The 15,556-nt window shown below is 52.6% G+C and carries 15 protein-coding genes and 1 tRNA gene; 13 read left to right on the forward strand and 3 right to left on the reverse strand.

Translation table 11 applies throughout. From position 1 onward, the window contains the following. Nucleotides 1–2: 2 nt before the first annotated feature. From WJU16_RS22625 to WJU16_RS22655, 7 genes are read left to right on the forward strand one after another with little or no spacing between them, the layout of a single operon-like run. Nucleotides 3–770 (forward strand): hypothetical protein, encoded by a 768-nt coding sequence (locus WJU16_RS22625; protein WP_341835626.1) that lies wholly within the window; start codon nt 3–5, stop codon nt 768–770. Nucleotides 771–798: 28 nt separating this feature from the next. Continuing rightward, entirely contained in the window at nt 799–1,728 is a 930-nt protein-coding gene (locus tag WJU16_RS22630) for an ABC transporter ATP-binding protein (RefSeq protein ID WP_341835627.1), read from the forward strand. Next, nucleotides 1,728–4,052: a Gldg family protein gene (locus WJU16_RS22635; protein WP_341835628.1), complete on the forward strand. Its 2,325-nt coding sequence runs from the start codon at nt 1,728–1,730 to the stop codon at nt 4,050–4,052. The genes WJU16_RS22630 and WJU16_RS22635 overlap by 1 nt, the downstream gene beginning before the upstream one ends. 33 nt (nt 4,053–4,085) lie before the next feature. Further along, the gene (locus WJU16_RS22640; protein ID WP_341835629.1) at nt 4,086–5,399 is read left to right on the forward strand and encodes a MutS-related protein; all 1,314 of its coding nucleotides are present in this window, start codon (nt 4,086–4,088) and stop codon (nt 5,397–5,399) included. After that, nucleotides 5,396–5,977: a hypothetical protein gene (locus WJU16_RS22645; protein ID WP_341835630.1), complete on the forward strand. Its 582-nt coding sequence runs from the start codon at nt 5,396–5,398 to the stop codon at nt 5,975–5,977. Before WJU16_RS22640 ends, WJU16_RS22645 begins: the two co-directional genes overlap by 4 nt. After that, entirely contained in the window at nt 5,863–6,714 is an 852-nt protein-coding gene (locus WJU16_RS22650; RefSeq protein ID WP_341835631.1) for a MutS-related protein, read from the forward strand. Before WJU16_RS22645 ends, WJU16_RS22650 begins: the two co-directional genes overlap by 115 nt. Nucleotides 6,715–6,739: 25 nt before the next feature. Next, nucleotides 6,740–8,221 (forward strand): S41 family peptidase, encoded by a 1,482-nt coding sequence (locus WJU16_RS22655; RefSeq protein ID WP_341835632.1) that lies wholly within the window; start codon nt 6,740–6,742, stop codon nt 8,219–8,221. A gap of 79 nt (nt 8,222–8,300) precedes the next feature. Here WJU16_RS22655 and WJU16_RS22660 read toward each other — a convergent pair whose 3' ends face one another. After that, nucleotides 8,301–9,098, reverse strand: coding sequence for a pseudouridylate synthase (locus WJU16_RS22660; RefSeq protein WP_341835633.1), 798 nt, complete (start codon nt 9,096–9,098; stop codon nt 8,301–8,303). A 153-nt stretch (nt 9,099–9,251) separates the two neighbouring features. Here WJU16_RS22660 and WJU16_RS22665 point away from each other — a divergent pair. Continuing rightward, nucleotides 9,252–9,324, forward strand: a tRNA-Lys gene (locus WJU16_RS22665). 60 nt (nt 9,325–9,384) lie between these two features. Here the strand turns inward: WJU16_RS22665 and WJU16_RS22670 are convergent. Beyond that, nucleotides 9,385–9,891, reverse strand: coding sequence for a hypothetical protein (locus WJU16_RS22670; RefSeq protein WP_341835634.1), 507 nt, complete (start codon nt 9,889–9,891; stop codon nt 9,385–9,387). A 685-nt stretch (nt 9,892–10,576) separates the two neighbouring features. Here WJU16_RS22670 and WJU16_RS22675 point away from each other — a divergent pair. Further along, entirely contained in the window at nt 10,577–11,032 is a 456-nt protein-coding gene (locus WJU16_RS22675) for a hypothetical protein (protein ID WP_341835635.1), read from the forward strand. 14 nt (nt 11,033–11,046) lie between these two features. Further along, a complete protein-coding gene (locus tag WJU16_RS22680) occupies nt 11,047–11,844 on the forward strand; it encodes a hypothetical protein (protein ID WP_341835636.1) in 798 nt (265 codons plus the stop codon). A 66-nt stretch (nt 11,845–11,910) separates the two neighbouring features. Here WJU16_RS22680 and WJU16_RS22685 read toward each other — a convergent pair whose 3' ends face one another. Next, the gene (locus WJU16_RS22685) at nt 11,911–12,618 is read right to left on the reverse strand and encodes a polysaccharide deacetylase family protein (RefSeq protein ID WP_341835637.1); all 708 of its coding nucleotides are present in this window, start codon (nt 12,616–12,618) and stop codon (nt 11,911–11,913) included. A 136-nt stretch (nt 12,619–12,754) separates the two neighbouring features. Here WJU16_RS22685 and WJU16_RS22690 point away from each other — a divergent pair, with 136 nt between their 5' ends. The 3 genes from WJU16_RS22690 to WJU16_RS22700 are packed head-to-tail and all read left to right on the forward strand — an operon-like array spanning nt 12,755 to nt 15,555. Beyond that, a complete protein-coding gene (locus WJU16_RS22690; RefSeq protein ID WP_341835638.1) occupies nt 12,755–13,213 on the forward strand; it encodes a hypothetical protein in 459 nt (152 codons plus the stop codon). A 12-nt stretch (nt 13,214–13,225) separates the two neighbouring features. Continuing rightward, nucleotides 13,226–14,305 carry an efflux RND transporter periplasmic adaptor subunit gene (locus WJU16_RS22695; RefSeq protein WP_341835639.1) on the forward strand — a complete coding sequence of 360 codons (1,080 nt, stop codon included), beginning with the start codon at nt 13,226–13,228 and terminating at the stop codon, nt 14,303–14,305. Continuing rightward, complete coding sequence (locus WJU16_RS22700; protein ID WP_341835640.1) at nt 14,302–15,555, forward strand: FtsX-like permease family protein; 1,254 nt, start codon at nt 14,302–14,304, stop codon at nt 15,553–15,555. Before WJU16_RS22695 ends, WJU16_RS22700 begins: the two co-directional genes overlap by 4 nt. Nucleotide 15,556 lies beyond the last annotated feature (1 nt).

Genomic DNA, 15,556 nt, shown 5'->3' on the forward strand with positions numbered 1-15,556 from the left:
AAATGTTCCAGTTATATAAAAGTGCTTGTTGGAAAGCGGCTGTACTGGCCGGCTGCGTAATATCGGTGCTGGCTTCCTGCAAGAAGCATGAAAGGGAAGAGATTTTTCCGACATCCCTGACCATGGTGAACGCGTTGAACGACCGGACGTCGTTCCTGACTGCTTACTTCGGGGAGTCGCAACCGAAGATATATGCCCGGCTGGTATATATCGGGAACGGCGCTGCCTATAACTACGCCACCAACAAAACCGACCTGCCCGTCCGCATGTTCCGGAACCATGATACGCTGCATGTCGACAAGCCCTTCCTGCAGACGAGGCTGCCGCTCGAACCGGGCACGATTTACACGCACTTTGTGTACGGCGCCCCGGACCGGGTACAGCAGAAAACGGTGAAGGAGCAACTGCCGTCGCGCAGCCTGGAAGACAGCGTGGTGAACCTCCGTTTCATCAATCTCTTCGAAAACCGGGCGATCGATGTGGTGCAGCTGGAGCCTGAGGCCAAAACAATGGCTTCCAACCTGGTGTACGAACAGCTCACGGGTTTCATGAAAGTGCCCGTCACCGGGGCCGTTGAGAATTTCCGGTTCGAAGTGCGCGACCACGCCACCGGCGCTACGCTCGCTACTTTTTCGGAAGCAAATACCTTCCCGGGATCAACGCTGCCCAGCGTGGCCTGGCTGTTCAAGTCGCGAACCATGATTGTAACCGGTACCTGGACAGATGCGGGTAACTTCTCCGCCCGGGCCACTACGATCGGTCATTATTAAATCTAGTCTTCATTCAAAGTAAATAAGTATGCACCCAATATTAAAGGTCGAGAACCTATCGCATAAGTATGCCAGTTCGTGGGCGATCAGGGAGATCAATTTCGAGATCAACGATACCGGCGTTGTCGGTTTGCTGGGCTCGAACGGAGCCGGGAAGTCGACCACGATGAACATCATTTGCGGTACGTTGCTGCAGACGGAGGGGAATGTTTCCATCAACGGGCTGAAGATGAAGGAGGATCCTATCGCCTACAAGCAGCAGATCGGGTTTTTGCCGCAGCAGGCGCCGCTGTACCTGGATTTTACGGTACAGGAATACCTGGAATATGCCGCGCAGCTGCGGTTGATGGAGAAACGCGCGATTAAGGGGGCGGTGGATGAAGTGCTGGAAAAGACATCCATCACCCACATGCGGAACCGGCTGATCAAGAACCTTTCCGGCGGATACCGCCAGCGGGTGGGTATTGCGCAGGCCATCATCAACAAGCCGAAAGTGGTGATCCTCGACGAGCCCACCAACGGCCTCGATCCCAACCAGATCATTGAAGCGCGCAAGCTGATCAAGGAGATCGCGCAGGACCGCGCGGTGCTGTTGTCCTCACACGTATTGTCGGAGGTAAACCTGCTAGCCAAAGAGATCGTTATGATCGAATCCGGACAGGTGGTGTTCTCCGACACGCTCGATGCATTCAACAACATCCTTCAGCCCAATACCATGGTGGCCAGGATGCTCCATATGCCCGGGGCAGACGAACTGCTGGCCTTTGCCGATGTGCAGAAAGTGGAAATGCTGCCGGATCATAAGTGCCGGATCTGGTTCCAGCCAAACGACGACCTGGCCGAAAGGATCGTCAGGAAGAGCGCTGAAATGAACTGGCGGCTCACGGCGATACACACCGAATCCTCCGGGATGGACGATGTGTTCAAACAATTATCTTCTTCTTCAACCTTACAGTAATGAGAGTAATATTTAATATAGCGCGGGCGGAATTAAGGTACTTTTTCTATTCTCCGATCGCATGGTTTATACTGATCCTGTTTCTCATGTCCAGCGCAGGAATCATCATGGGAAACCTGTTGGACGCGGCTGTGCAGCAGGATGCCATGCTGGAGCTGCGGGGGAATGCTTTTGAAGGGTTTCTCAACATGCCGCTCACGCTCAAAATGATCGGCAAGGGGCTCGATACGGTGCTGATGATCTTCTTTATGTTCATTCCCTTGCTGACGATGGGCGTCATTAACCGGGATTATGCATCCGGCACCATCAAGCTGCTGCATTCATCACCCGTTACCATCCGCCAGATCGTACTGGGTAAATTCCTTGGCGTGTACAGTTTTGTATGCCTGATGATCGCGCTGTTCATAGCCGTGGTACTCGTTTTGACCTTTTCCGTCCGGGAAGTGGAAGTGCTCCATATTGCGGCGATGCTGCTGGGCTTTTTCCTGCTGGCGGCCATGTACGTGGCGTTAGGGATGTTTATTTCTTCCCTCACCACTTACCCGATCGTGGCGGCCATCGGCACCTTCGTTGCCCTCACGCTGTTTGCGACCATGTCCATCATGTTCCAGGGTACCGATTATGTGCGCGACGTGACATATTTCCTGTCCAGCTCCGGACGGGTGGAAAGCCTGCTGGGCGGATTGCTGAATACCAAAGACATCATTTACTTCCTGGCCATCATCACTTTTTTCATCATCTGCACCATCATCAGGACCAAATCCGTTACCGAGTCGCGGTCGTGGCGTGTTTCCGCCATGCGTTACGGGGCGGCGCTGACGGTTACCTTGATCATCCTCATCGCTACCGCCATCCACGGTTTCATCGGGTATTGGGACGTAACGCGGGGAAAGGTGAATACGCTGCATCCCAACACCCGGGAAGTGATACAGCAGCTGGACGGTTCCCCGCTGAAAGTGACCCTCTATACGAACCTTTTCGGCGAGAACCTGATGAGCGGCTTACCGGAAGCACGGAACAAATACCTGTGGAACTTCTGGGCGAAATACCGCCGTTTCTATACCAATATCGAATTTGATTACGTGTATTACTATGACATCATCACCGGCGACAGTTCGATATATAAAGCATACCCTGGCAAAACGATGGAGGAAGTTGCGGAGAAGTACGCGGAAATGAACAAGACCGACCTGGCCATTTACAGGAAACCCGCGGAGATCCGGAGCATGGTGGACCTCGAATCGGAAGCGAAGGGTTTGCTGATGCAGTTGGAATATAAAGGGAAAAAGACTTTCCTGCGCACATACACGGACCCTGAAATGTGGCCCAGTGAGCGGAACGTTTCGGGTAGCCTCATGCGTTTGATGCAGGATACCACGCCCACAATCAAATTCCTCACCGGTCACCTGGAGCGCTCGCCTTTCAAATTCGGGCAGCGGGAATACGGCAACCACGCCACCAATAAGGCGGTGAGAAATGCATTGGTGAACCTGGGAGTGGAAGCCGACACCGTGTCCATGCCGCCTTCCGGCGCCTTCAACCGGAACGAAGTGCTGGTGATCTCCGATCCGAAAACCATCCTGGATAAATCGATCATCGATAGTGTTAAGCAATATATCGACCGCGGCGGGAATGCGATTTTCTATACCGAGCCCGGCAAGCAATTCATCATGAACCCCATCCTCAACCACGTGGGGGTGAATGCGGAAGAAGGCACCATCGTGCGGGTGAACAAACATGATATGCCGCATAAGTTCGTGGGGTGGATTTCGAAGCAAGGGACGGATATGGCGGATGAAGATCAGTTTTTCTTCCGGAAGAGCGGCGTTCGTGGGCCATGCATAACAGCTATAGCCGGCGCGGGTGTGCTGACGTATTCCGATACAACAGGCTTCAAGGCGGAGCAGATCACCACGCTGGAAAACAATATGGAAACCTGGGTGGAAAGAGGTGTGCTGGTTGTGGACTCGGCAGCACCGGTGTTTAACGTGGCAGAAGGAGATTTCCGGAAAGAAGGGCCGTACCCGGTAGGCTTGCAGCTGACCCGGAAAATCGGTGGGCGCGAACAGAAGATCATCGTTTCCAGCGACGCGGACTTCATGTCCGGCGGCTACGCCAACGGCAAAGATTACGGCAACGCCTTCTACAGCTTCACCCTCGACAACCGCTACCCGGTGTACCACAACTTCCCCGTGCCGAAAGACATCTGGCTCAATATCAGCAAAGCGCCCGCCCGCTTGCTGAAGCTGACGCTGCAATATGGCATCCCCGCGCTGTTGCTGGTCGCAGGCATCGTAATACTGATCCGGAGAAAACGCAAATAACGCCGGCCTTTTAGTTTTATTAAAACGCATAATATGTATTTGCAGACTGATACGCAGACGATGGAGGATTTGCGCCTGTTTTCCAAAGCAGACACGCAAGGCATCTACGATATTTACAACCAATCGTTTACCCGGGGCGGACAAGCCATCATGGAGTCCATGTTCAAAAAGCCGTTGAGCGACAGGACCGCGATCCAACAGCGGATCAACATCATTTCCGCCTTCGCGGAGCTGAATGCCACGTTCCCCTTCGACGGCGCTACCCTGGATAACGTCGAGAAGTACATCACGTACGACGACAACCTGGACGGCGGTTCCAAAGTTACCCTCAGCGAGAAGGAGACCCAGAACGGCATCGCTGCCGTGGTGCGCCTGTTCCATACCCTCCGGCAGTACGTCGCCAATGGTGAGCTGGGCGGCGTGCCGGAACTGGAAGCCGATCGGATGGCGGTATCCGTCCTGTTGCAGGACCCGGCTTTCGCGCCGGTATTCAACGAGCAGCCGGATGCCCGCCTGTCTTTCGGCGCCGTGACTGCGTTCGACGTGCTGATCCGCGTGAAGGAAAAGCGAAAAGTGCTGGAGCTGCTGCGGTTCATTTATCACCTGGATGTTTACATCTCGGTGGCGCGCGTAGCGTTGCAGCACAGCATGGTATTTCCCAAGGTTCACCCGAAGGGGACGGCCATCCTGCATGTTGCCGGCGTGTACCACCCGCTGCTGAAGCATGCAGTGCCCAACACCCTGGAAATGCCGCCGGCGCGCAACCTGGTGTTCCTCACAGGAGCCAATATGGCGGGTAAATCCACGTTCCTGCGCTCTTTTAGCACCGCCGTGTATATCGCCCACATGGGCTTCCCGGTGGCCGCGGCGGCTATGGAATTCTCCGTGCTGGATGGCGTTTATACCACCATCAACCTACCCGACAACCTCGGCATCGGCGCCAGCCACTTCTACGCGGAAGTGCTGCGGGTGAAGAAAATCGCCCTGGAACTCAGCGCCGGGAAATCCCTGTTTGTCCTGTTCGACGAACTGTTCCGCGGCACCAACGTGAAAGACGCGCTCGAGGGCACCCTGGCCGTATGCAGCGCGTTCACCAACCGGAAAGCGAGCAAGTTCATCATCTCCTCCCACATCATCGAAGCAGCAGACGAACTGCGGAAGAAGGATAGCGCGGCATTCTATTACCTGCCCACCCGGATGAACGGCGCCGTACCCGAGTATACCTACACCTTGCAGGAAGGGGTGACCAACGACAAACATGGCATGATCATCATCAGCAACGAAGGGATCCTGGAGATTCTGAAGCAGGGAAATAAAGGTGGTAAACGGCTAAACAAGCAATTATGAGTTTTAAAATAGATCGCCAATCGGTTGGGGAACTGAACCTCATGGGGAAGTTCCGGCAGGGATCGGTGTATTTCCTGTTCAATAAAGTCAAAACCCGCATCGGCGAAAAGCTGATGGACGAGATGTTTTCCCATCCGCTCACGGATGCGGCGGCTATCAACCGCCGCGCGGCCATCTTCCAGTATTTCGAGCGGGAAAGCACCGCCTTCCCGTTTGAAGCCGACCAGGTCGCCCTCATGCGCGAATTCATCGACGGCGCGGCGGGTAAGTCGCAATTAGCGACCACTGCAGACACCTGGATGATGAAAATGCTGGCCAGCGTGGCGAAAGATGGCCGCTATAAGAACATCCTGCTGCAGCTGCAGGCCACGATCGTAACGCTTAAGAAGTGCTTCGGGTTGCTGGAGCTGCTCCGCCAGGGGAACAGCCCCTGCAGCAGCGCGTCGAAGCATTGCTGGCGGTCATGGCCGACAAGGATATCCGCCGGGTGCTGGACAGCGATATTTACAAATCCATGTCCACCCAAACCGTATCAGAATACGACTTTCTGCTGCGGAGCCGGTTCAACGCCCAGATGAAAGACGTGCTCCAATTCATCGCCGAAACGGATGTTTACATCGCGGTGAGCCAGGTGGCGCGCGAGCGGAAGTTCTGCTACGCACAGGCGCTGGAGCAGGAACAAAACCTGTTCCATGCCAGCAACCTCCGGCATCCCGGCATCCCCAAAGCCGTAGGCAACGATATCCTGATGAAGGCTGGCAGCAACGTCCTGTTCCTCACGGGGGCCAATATGGCGGGGAAGTCGACCTGGATGAAATCTATCGGCATCGCAATGTACATGGCGCACATCGGGTTTCCGGTGGCGGCTTCGGAAATGGCGTTTTCCGTCCGGGAAGGCATCTTTTCCAGCATCAACGTAGCCGATAACATCGCCATGGGATACAGCCACTTCTATGCGGAAGTGGTGAGGGTGAAGGATGCAGCCCTGGCAGCGGCTACCGGAGAACACCTGCTGCTGATGTTCGATGAATTGTTCAAAGGCACCAACGTAAAAGACGCCTTCGACGGCACCCTGGCCGTCACGAAAGGCTTCGCGGAGTATCAAAACTGCCTGTTTATCGTATCCACCCACATCATCGAAGTGGGCGAAGCGCTGAAAAAGCTGCAGAATGTACAGTTCAGGTTCATGCCCACCGTGCTGGAAGGGAATGTGCCGAAGTACACCTACTCCCTGCAGGAAGGCATCACAGAAGACCGGCAGGGTATGATGATCATCGAGAACGAAGGCATTATCGACCTGATCAACAACATTTAAACGGAGTTTCTAAAATTACCAAAGCATGAAGCAAGTTATTGCATCAGGGATCCTCATGTCCCTGCTGACCACATCCGCCATGGCGCAGCTGCAACCCTTCACCGGGTTTACCAGGCAGGACCTGAAGGATGATTTTACTTACGCGGTGGACCTGCTGAAGCGGCAACACCCCAATCCTTACAAGTTTTCCGATACCGTAACGTTCAACCGGAAGATGGATTCGTTGCTGGCGCGGCTGGACAAAGACCCCTCGCTGCTCAGCGCACTGCGGTATTCTCCCGTGCAGCTGTTCAACGACGTACACCTGAAACTGGACTACGACGAAGAACGTGTGATTGACGTTTTCTACGGCATACATCACTTCCCCCTGGCCACCGCCACTTTCAAAGACAAAATCATCGTCAACGCGAAAGGGACATCCATACCATTCGGCGCCGAAATCCTTTCCATCAATAAAATGCCCGCGGCGAAAATTCTCAGCGAGATCGGTTACGCCACTTACAGCGACGGCTTCATCCGCACCGGCACCGACCGGACGGGCAACAACCTCAGCCTGTTCATCAGCCTGGTGTTCCCTGAATCGACCAGCTACGAAGTGGTGTATAAGGAATACGGCGCCAAAAATCCCGCGACCATCCAGCTGAAAGCGGTGGACGCCAAAACCGGCTACCACAACCGTAACCTGGGCGAGCTGCCTTTTAATACCTTCCTCAAGCGGGGATATGTAACAAAGGAATACCTTGACAGCGAATCCACCGCGATCCTGACGGTGCTCACGTTCATGCTGCAGGAAAGCGACATGTACAAGGAACTGAGCAACTTTTTTGAAGAAGTGAAACAGCGGAATATCAAAAACGTGATCATCGATATCCGGTCCAACGGTGGCGGCAACCCGAATATGTCTGCCCTGCTGTATTCCTTCGTGGCGCTGAAGCCTTTCGACAATGTCTTCAATTACCGTACGAAAAACATCGATGTACATGACCCGGAAAACCTGTTGAATGGTTACGGAACGAAGATGGGAGAGGAGGAAGTGAAGCAGAACGTGAACTTCCTGAAACAGCGCTTCGATTACGACAGCACCGCGGGCTTCTATTACGGCAATGCCCGTCTGACGGAGGGTTCAATTTCCAATTATCCCCCGGATAAGAACAATTTCAAAGGCGACGTATATGTATTGATCAGCGGCGGCACGGTGAGCGCAGCCACTTACTTCGCGGCGCTTGTGAAGAACAACCAGCGCGGTGTGCTGGTGGGCACGGAAACGGGCAGCGGCGAAGCGTCGACCACGGCGGCCTGGTTCAGTACTTACACCCTGCCGAAAACGAAAAGCAGGCTGACGGTGCCGATGAGCGAAATCTATTTCATGAAAGCAAAGGACGACAACGGCCGTGGCTGCCTGCCGCACAAGGAACTGACTTTCGAGGCATTCCAGCAGTACATCAGAGCCAACAAGGACCCCGAGATCCAATATACCCTGGATCTGATCCGGTCCGCAAAGCGGTAACATCCTTAGCCATACCCTATACAAGCATGGAGTAATCCGGAAGGCAATGCAGACCGCATTGCCTTTATTTATGGATGGTTCAGGAAGACAGCATGTACCCCAGGATGGGTGCGCATTTTTCTTTGCAGGGCTTGTAGAATTCGCCGTGTTTCCAGGTGGCGGATTTTGGGGAAAGGCCCCACCAGAATTCCGCTAATGCCAGGGGTTCCAGGCGATGGCGGAAGGCATGCTGAAGTAGCTTGGGGCCCGCGCATTCTCCGGCGCCGGCGGGCGGTTGTTTGTAGCCGTGGTCCGCGAAAATATCGACCATATTCCGGGAGATGCCGGCTTTGTTGATGAAGTTGTATTGTTCGTGGATCTTCCGCTGGAGGCGCACAGAATGCGATTTGCGCAGCGATTTCAGCCGGAGGATGGAGGGTTGGTGGAAGCTGGCGCATTCCTTTTCCAGTTCCGCGATTTGCTGATTGATTTCCGTTAAGCGGAGCATCCCGGCGTTAACGAATCCTCCGTTGGCCAGTCCGTCGAAAACGGGGGCCACGAAACGGGAATGATGATTGCCATTGGCGAGTTTGCCGGAAAAGGCGGCGAGGTAGCCCATGGTGCCGTCGGGCGTTCTGGCAACCAGCACACCGAACATCTTGCCGATCACGGCGCCTTCACCGCCGGCATCCAGCCCGAAATTGTGTTTCCACTCGTTTTGCATGGCGAGGTATCGTTGCAGTTCCGCTACGGCGATGGCGCACAACGGGTGAATGGCGCCCCCGGGGGCTAGGGAGGTTCCTTCGGCCAGGATACTCGCGGCCGCCTGGTCAGGGAAGCTGCAAAATGCTTCCTGTGCTGCTATGGCCGTGTATCCGTCATCACCTGTTTCAATCATATGCGCGTTTGTCTGGAAAGGCGTGCCCGGGGCACGCCGGCGCAAAGGTACGCGATTACACGGGGCCCCTGAAAAGAAATCCCGGAAAAATTTGGAGTAGCCATATTTTTGTTTACTTTTGCCGCCCTGCAATGCGAAAGCGACGCAGCGAATGATCTTGTAGCTCAGTTGGTAGAGCAATACACTTTTAATGTATGGGCCCTGGGTTCGAGTCCCAGCGAGATCACGAAGGTACGGGCCATCCGTACCTTTTTTCGTTGGGACAATCCCGGATCGGGTGGCCATTTCATTGATTATTACTCGTCGTGGTTTGCTGCAGGCGAATTTGGCACCGGGGGCGCCGCAGCATTGATTTCCGTATGCCGTATTTTTCCCCCAGGTACCCGGTCCATGCCGTCAGGCCAAAACAGGAAACTGACAAGGCGAGCACAATAACGGACAAGGCTCTGTTGAATCTCGAGGATGTAATTGTTAAAATGCCCGCAGCAAGCGCGGCTACACCTAATACAATAAGGTTTATGAGAGCTATCTCTGCAAATTCTTCATGCTCTTCAATCACATTTTTGGAAATTCCCTGTATATGCCCGACAGTTTCCTCCGCACCCTCACCGGTGGAAAAGGCGATAATCCCACCCACGGATGCAAAAAACAGCACTGCAAAGGCGGCGATTTTTGTGTGATGGCTACCTGTGACCATGCCGTATAAAAGAATGGAAAGCCCAATGAGGGCGCCGTATATAGGCAAATGCGTAATGATCAGGTGGATATGTGTTGGATTCATGGTTTTTGACATAAATTTCCGTGAATTTGGGGACCCCATGAATGATGTCAGTCAACATGGACTTTGACAGACATCATCTCCGGATCTCTTTCATTATAGCATAGCAATCGCACGGCACCATGGATGAAACTCATCTATTTTATTGATCCTTATCATCATTTTTTATTGGAGAACTTTGTTAAATTAGTTATCTGAAAATTGGCCCCGACGAATCAATAGCGTAGCCCATGAAATATGGACAAACTCCTGCGATAAATTAACCCCGTTTCCGGCCGTGAGTGCCACATTCCTGTACTTGTTCCTGTTTGCCGTTACACCGCCGAATTGTGATTTATTAACCTTAAAATCAATTTTTATGAGATTATTGTTAATCGCATTCGCATGCGTAATGCTAGGCGGTTGCCTGTTGTCCGCTTGCCGGAAGGATCCTTTTCCGCACCCGGATAAACCGTTCTGCCGCATCGCAAAGTTTAAAGGGGATATTTACTTTTCCGGACCCGTCGATTCTTTCGTTATTTCCTACAATAGCAAGGGCGACCCTGTCAGTATGATCCGCGGTTTCGTGGGAACAAGCGCTCCCAATTATCTGTTTCTTTACGATCATAAGGGCAGGATGACGGATTTTTATGGCGTTTATACAAATCCCACTTCTTTTGACGTTTGGCATCGCTATCATTATGATAACAAAAATCGGATAGTGCTGGATACGACCTATGAATTCGGTGAAGTAGGACCGGATAATACCCCTCAGCCGAGCCCCGGCCGGCCTTATCTTGGCGTTCGCAATATCTCCACTTATGCGTACGATCATTTCAACCGGATCATCAGGTCCACCGACACATACGGCCGTGACACCGTATTTGTAACCAGGCTGTTCAAATACAACGTCGCCGGAAATCTTGTGTCAGTTGAAGAACAGTCTGGCGGAGCTTCGACGACAATCAATTACAGTTATGACGATAAGTTGAATTTCCATCTCCTGCATCCCATCTGGCAGTTTCTGGACAGGGACTACAGTATCAATAACCGGTTCCCCGTAATCGCCTATAATTCATATGGGCTCCCTGTCTCCATCAAGATCGCCAGTCACGGGTACGCTTACTTCGCCACCACACCCTTCACATATGCAGATATCGAATATTCTTGTAAATAGGTAAAATATGCGTTATGAAGAAGATATTACTATTCGTGGCGGCATGTATGTTGATTGCAGCCGTCCATCATCTTACCGGGTGTAATAAGTATCATGATGTAATTCCCCAGGATGCTGGTTGCCAGATCGTGAAAATGAAAGGAGGCCTTTTTCTGGGCGACTCCCTGGTTTTTTCATATGACCCCAAAGACAGACCCGTAAGTATCACCCGCGGCGCTGTGGGCACGGGGTCCCCGAATTACCGGTTCCTGTATGACAGGAAAGGACGGTTAACGGACTTTTACAGCGTTTATGAACCGCCAAATCCTTACTTTGAAAACTGGCACCGGTATCATTACGACAACAGAAACCGGATCATCACCGACACCAGTTTCTCCTTTGGCTACATCGGGCCGGGTATCCCGTTACCGGGCCCCGGGCAGGGAAAACTGTATGTCGGAAACGTGTCTACTTATAAATACGACCAGGTAGACAGGATCATCCAGGCAACGGATTATTACGGCCTAGCAACATTTGTGACTTCCACCTATACATATAACAGGCAGGGCAATATTGAAAAGATCGTCCGGCAGTCGGAGGGTAGCAGTACAACAGAGACCTTTACTTACGATGACAAGGCCAGCTTGCGACTAACCAATCCTGTTTGGCAGTTTCTGGACAGGAACTACAGTGTTAATAATGATATGAAGGTGTTTTCCTACAACAAGTACGGATTACCGGTGGATGTGGATTTCGGTGGTCACGGAACTGGTATGTTCGCTACCATCCAGATTGGGGCTACTTCGATCACTTATGATTGCCGGCGGCATTAGCGGGCATGCGGCGGTAGTCAGGAACACGATCCTGTGAGGCCGGAAGCATGTTTATTACATGTCAGATCATTTAAATGATTCGTCTATGGCGTGTAGTAATTGTTCTCCGTTCCATCTGCCGTCTACCATTATCCGCCTAATGGAAAATTGCGGCCATGCGCTCATTTTCGTTTCAGATAGTTGGAAAGCGGCTTTATACCCGGCTTTTTTTACCTGCGCTGCAATTGTGTCATTCCAAAAGCCATAGGGATAGGCGAAAAGCGTAACGGGTGCGCCGGTTATCCGCTCCAGCGATGATTTGGTGCCACTAAGCTGTTGTGCGGCGTCAGGGAACCCGCGCGCCGAAAGGCGTGGGTGATCCCAGGTATGGCTGCCGATCCAATGCCCGTGTTCATGCAATGTCTTGATCTGGGAACTGGTCAGGAAGCCTTTCTTACCGATGGTGACAGTCATAATGAAAAAAATACCCCTGAAGCCAGCTTCCTCCAGGGCCGGCGCGGCGATAAGGAAATGGTCGGCATGCGAGTCGTCGAAGGTGATGAAGATGGATTTGGGTGGGAGTGATGCGCCGTCTGACAGCAGGGAGGGATCGGGCGTATGGTAACCTGCATCGCGCAGGGCTTGCAATTGCCGGCGGAATGCCGCGGATGTGGCATGGAGCCTGTCGCCCGTGCCTGTCGCAGCCAGATTGTGGTAGCATAATACGGGTACCTGGCCGGTGGAGGCGGGAGGTATGTTTGTAAATGTCTGCAGGAGGAAAATGATTAACCACATAGCTTAAAGGTAACAGCATCGGATTGCCGGGGCAATGACGGCGGCATGATCGGGATATGATCAACGTCAACAGCGTTGTGCCTGTGATCATCGGACCAGGTGTGTAAAAATGATAGCTTGTGCCAAATATTACGTTATGGCTAATCTTTTTTCTCCCGCATTTATGGTAATCAATGGTATTAGCCTCGCCATACTCGCATTTTCCTTTTTCAGGCCGGCGCGGGCGGCCTATGTTTTGGGGATTTTATTTCTATTTGCCGCCGTGATCAACATCGTGGTGTTGACTGCCCGGCCGGAGGCATTCCTGGAGTTGTCGGCAGTGGCGGTATATGATTGGTACATCCGGGCGATGGATGCATCTTTCCGCTTTTTTGAACAGGGGATGATATTGGCCATCACCCTGGGGCAGTTGATGATCGCGGCAGCCATGTTCGGCAGCGGACGATGGCGCAGTGCGGGACTGGCATGTGCACTGGTCTTTTTCCTTGCCATCGCGCCGCTCGGGGCCGGAGCGGCATTTCCCTCACCCGTAATTTTAGCCGGTGCCTGCCTGGTTATCTTATTGAAAACAAATAGAAAACAATTGGCGAATTAGTCGCATATTACTATGAAGTATCCCATCCTTCTGATGTTGGCTTTACCGTTTTATTCCTGCGAAGCGCAACGGGAGAAAATCCACCCGGTTTTGGAAGACATTACCGAATCTGTATATGCGTCCGGTATCGTGAAATGCGAAAATCAGTACGAAGTATTTTCAACAGTGAATGGCATCGCGGTCCGTTGGCTCGTGAAAGAAGGAGGGATCGTGGACTACAGGCAGCCGATTCTCGAAGTGCAGGGGGAAACGGCGCGGCTGCAGGCGGAGAACGCATCCATTGCAGCGGAGAACGCTACCCGTAATGCGAACCTCCGGCGGATCGGGGAATTAGAGATCAGTGTGAATGACGCAAAAATGAATTTAGACCAGCGTGCGGTGGAGCTGCAGCGGCAACGCAACCTATGGGCGCAGCAAATCGGAAGCCGCAACGAGCTGGAACAGCGGGAACTTGCATGGAAGACCGCCGGGAATGCTTATGAATCAGCGCGTTTGCGATACGAAGAACTGCTTCGCGAAATCGGATTCGGGGAAAAACAGGCATTGAAAAACCTGGAAATTTCCAGGACGGCGGCTGCCGAACATACCGTTAAATGCGAACATGGCGGAAAATTGTTTTTCACTTTCGTGGAAGAAGGCGAAATGGTTAACACCCTGCAACCCGTCGCCGTTATCGGAGATCCTGATTCTTTTATACTGGAATTGCAGGTTGATGAATACGATGTGGCACGTATAAGGAAGGGCCAGCCGGTCGCGGTGTCTATGGATAGTTATGAAGGACAGGTGTTCGACGCCGTCGTGGAAACACTGAAGCCATATATGAACGAAAAATCGAAAACATTTGTACTCGAAGCACGATTCCGGAAGGCGCCGCCCGTATTATATCCCAACCTTACCTGCGAAGCCAATATCGTAGTGGCCCATAAGAAGCAGGTGCTGACCATCCCCCGTTCTTATTTGCTGGAAGGAGGTTTTGTGCTGTTGGAGAACGGAAAGCAGCAGCGTGTGGTTACCGGGTTGATGGATTATCAGAGAGTTGAAATTACCGGTGGTATTACACCGGACGACGTCATTCTTAAACCGGAGCAATGAAGCTTGTCATCGATATCGCCCGCTCGTTACTGATGGCCCGCTGGCGGCAGACTTTGGTGGCGGCTATCGGGGTAACTTTCAGCGTCGGCATGTTTGTCGCATTATTGGGATTTATGCAAGGGTTAAACAAGATGCTGGATTCCCTTTTTCTGAACCGTACACCCCATATCCGGCTCTATAATGAAGTGAAACCCACCGCCATCCAACCCGTGATGCTGCTGCCTGCGTACGATTCCACCTATCATTTCATCCATTCCGTAAAAACGAAAGACAGCAGGACGGAGATCCGCAACAGTGCGGCGATCATGCAGGCTTTACGGCACGACGGGCGCGTGTCCGGTATCGCGCCAAAAGTAGTCATGGAGGTTTTTTTCAACGAAGGGCCCTCTGATATCGCGGCATCGGTGAATGGCATCGACGTTTTACAGGAAAACACCTTATTCCATTTTTCTGACTATGTGCGGGCCGGCGATGCCAACAACCTGGACAAGGTGCCAAACAGCATCATCCTCGGGAAGGCGCTGGCCGAAAGATTGTTGACGGATGTGGGAGAACGGGTGCAGCTGACAACGCCCGGTGGTGAACGTTTTACCTTGAAAGTTGTTGGATTGTGGCAATCCGGTATCCAGGACTTTGACAGGATACAGAGTTTTACTTCCCTTACCACGGCACGGAAACTTTCCGGGAAGACAGGCAATTTCGTTACGGATATCCAAATCCGGTTGAAGGATATAGACAATGCGCCGGCTTTGGCAAAATTGTACGGCGGTATGTTCAATACCAGCGCGCAGGATGTGCAAACGCTCAGCGCGGAGTTCGAAACCGGCAGTTCGATCCGCTCGCTCATTTCCTACGTGGTGGGTGTAACCCTGCTCACCGTATCGGGTTTCGGTATTTATAATATTCTTAATATGATTATTTATGAAAAGATGGATGCGATCGCGATTCTGAAAGCCACTGGTTTTTCCGGGAAAGACGTGCGGCGCATATTCATTGTGATGGCATTAAGCATCGGGGTTTTCGGTGGTTTGGCGGGGCTTCTGCTGGGAGGGATGTTGTCGGCTGGAATCGACCAGGTGCCGTTCCGCACCACTTCTTTGCCCACGGTTACCACGTACCCTGTCAGCTATGAGCCATTTATCTATGTCACAGGCGGCGTATTCTCATTATTATTTACCTGGCTGGCGGGATGGCTGCCTTCGCGAAAGGCGGGCACCATTGATCCGGTCGTTATCATCAGGGGGAAATAGC

This window comes from Chitinophaga pollutisoli, from assembly GCF_038396755.1.
Taxonomy (GTDB): domain Bacteria; phylum Bacteroidota; class Bacteroidia; order Chitinophagales; family Chitinophagaceae; genus Chitinophaga; species Chitinophaga pollutisoli.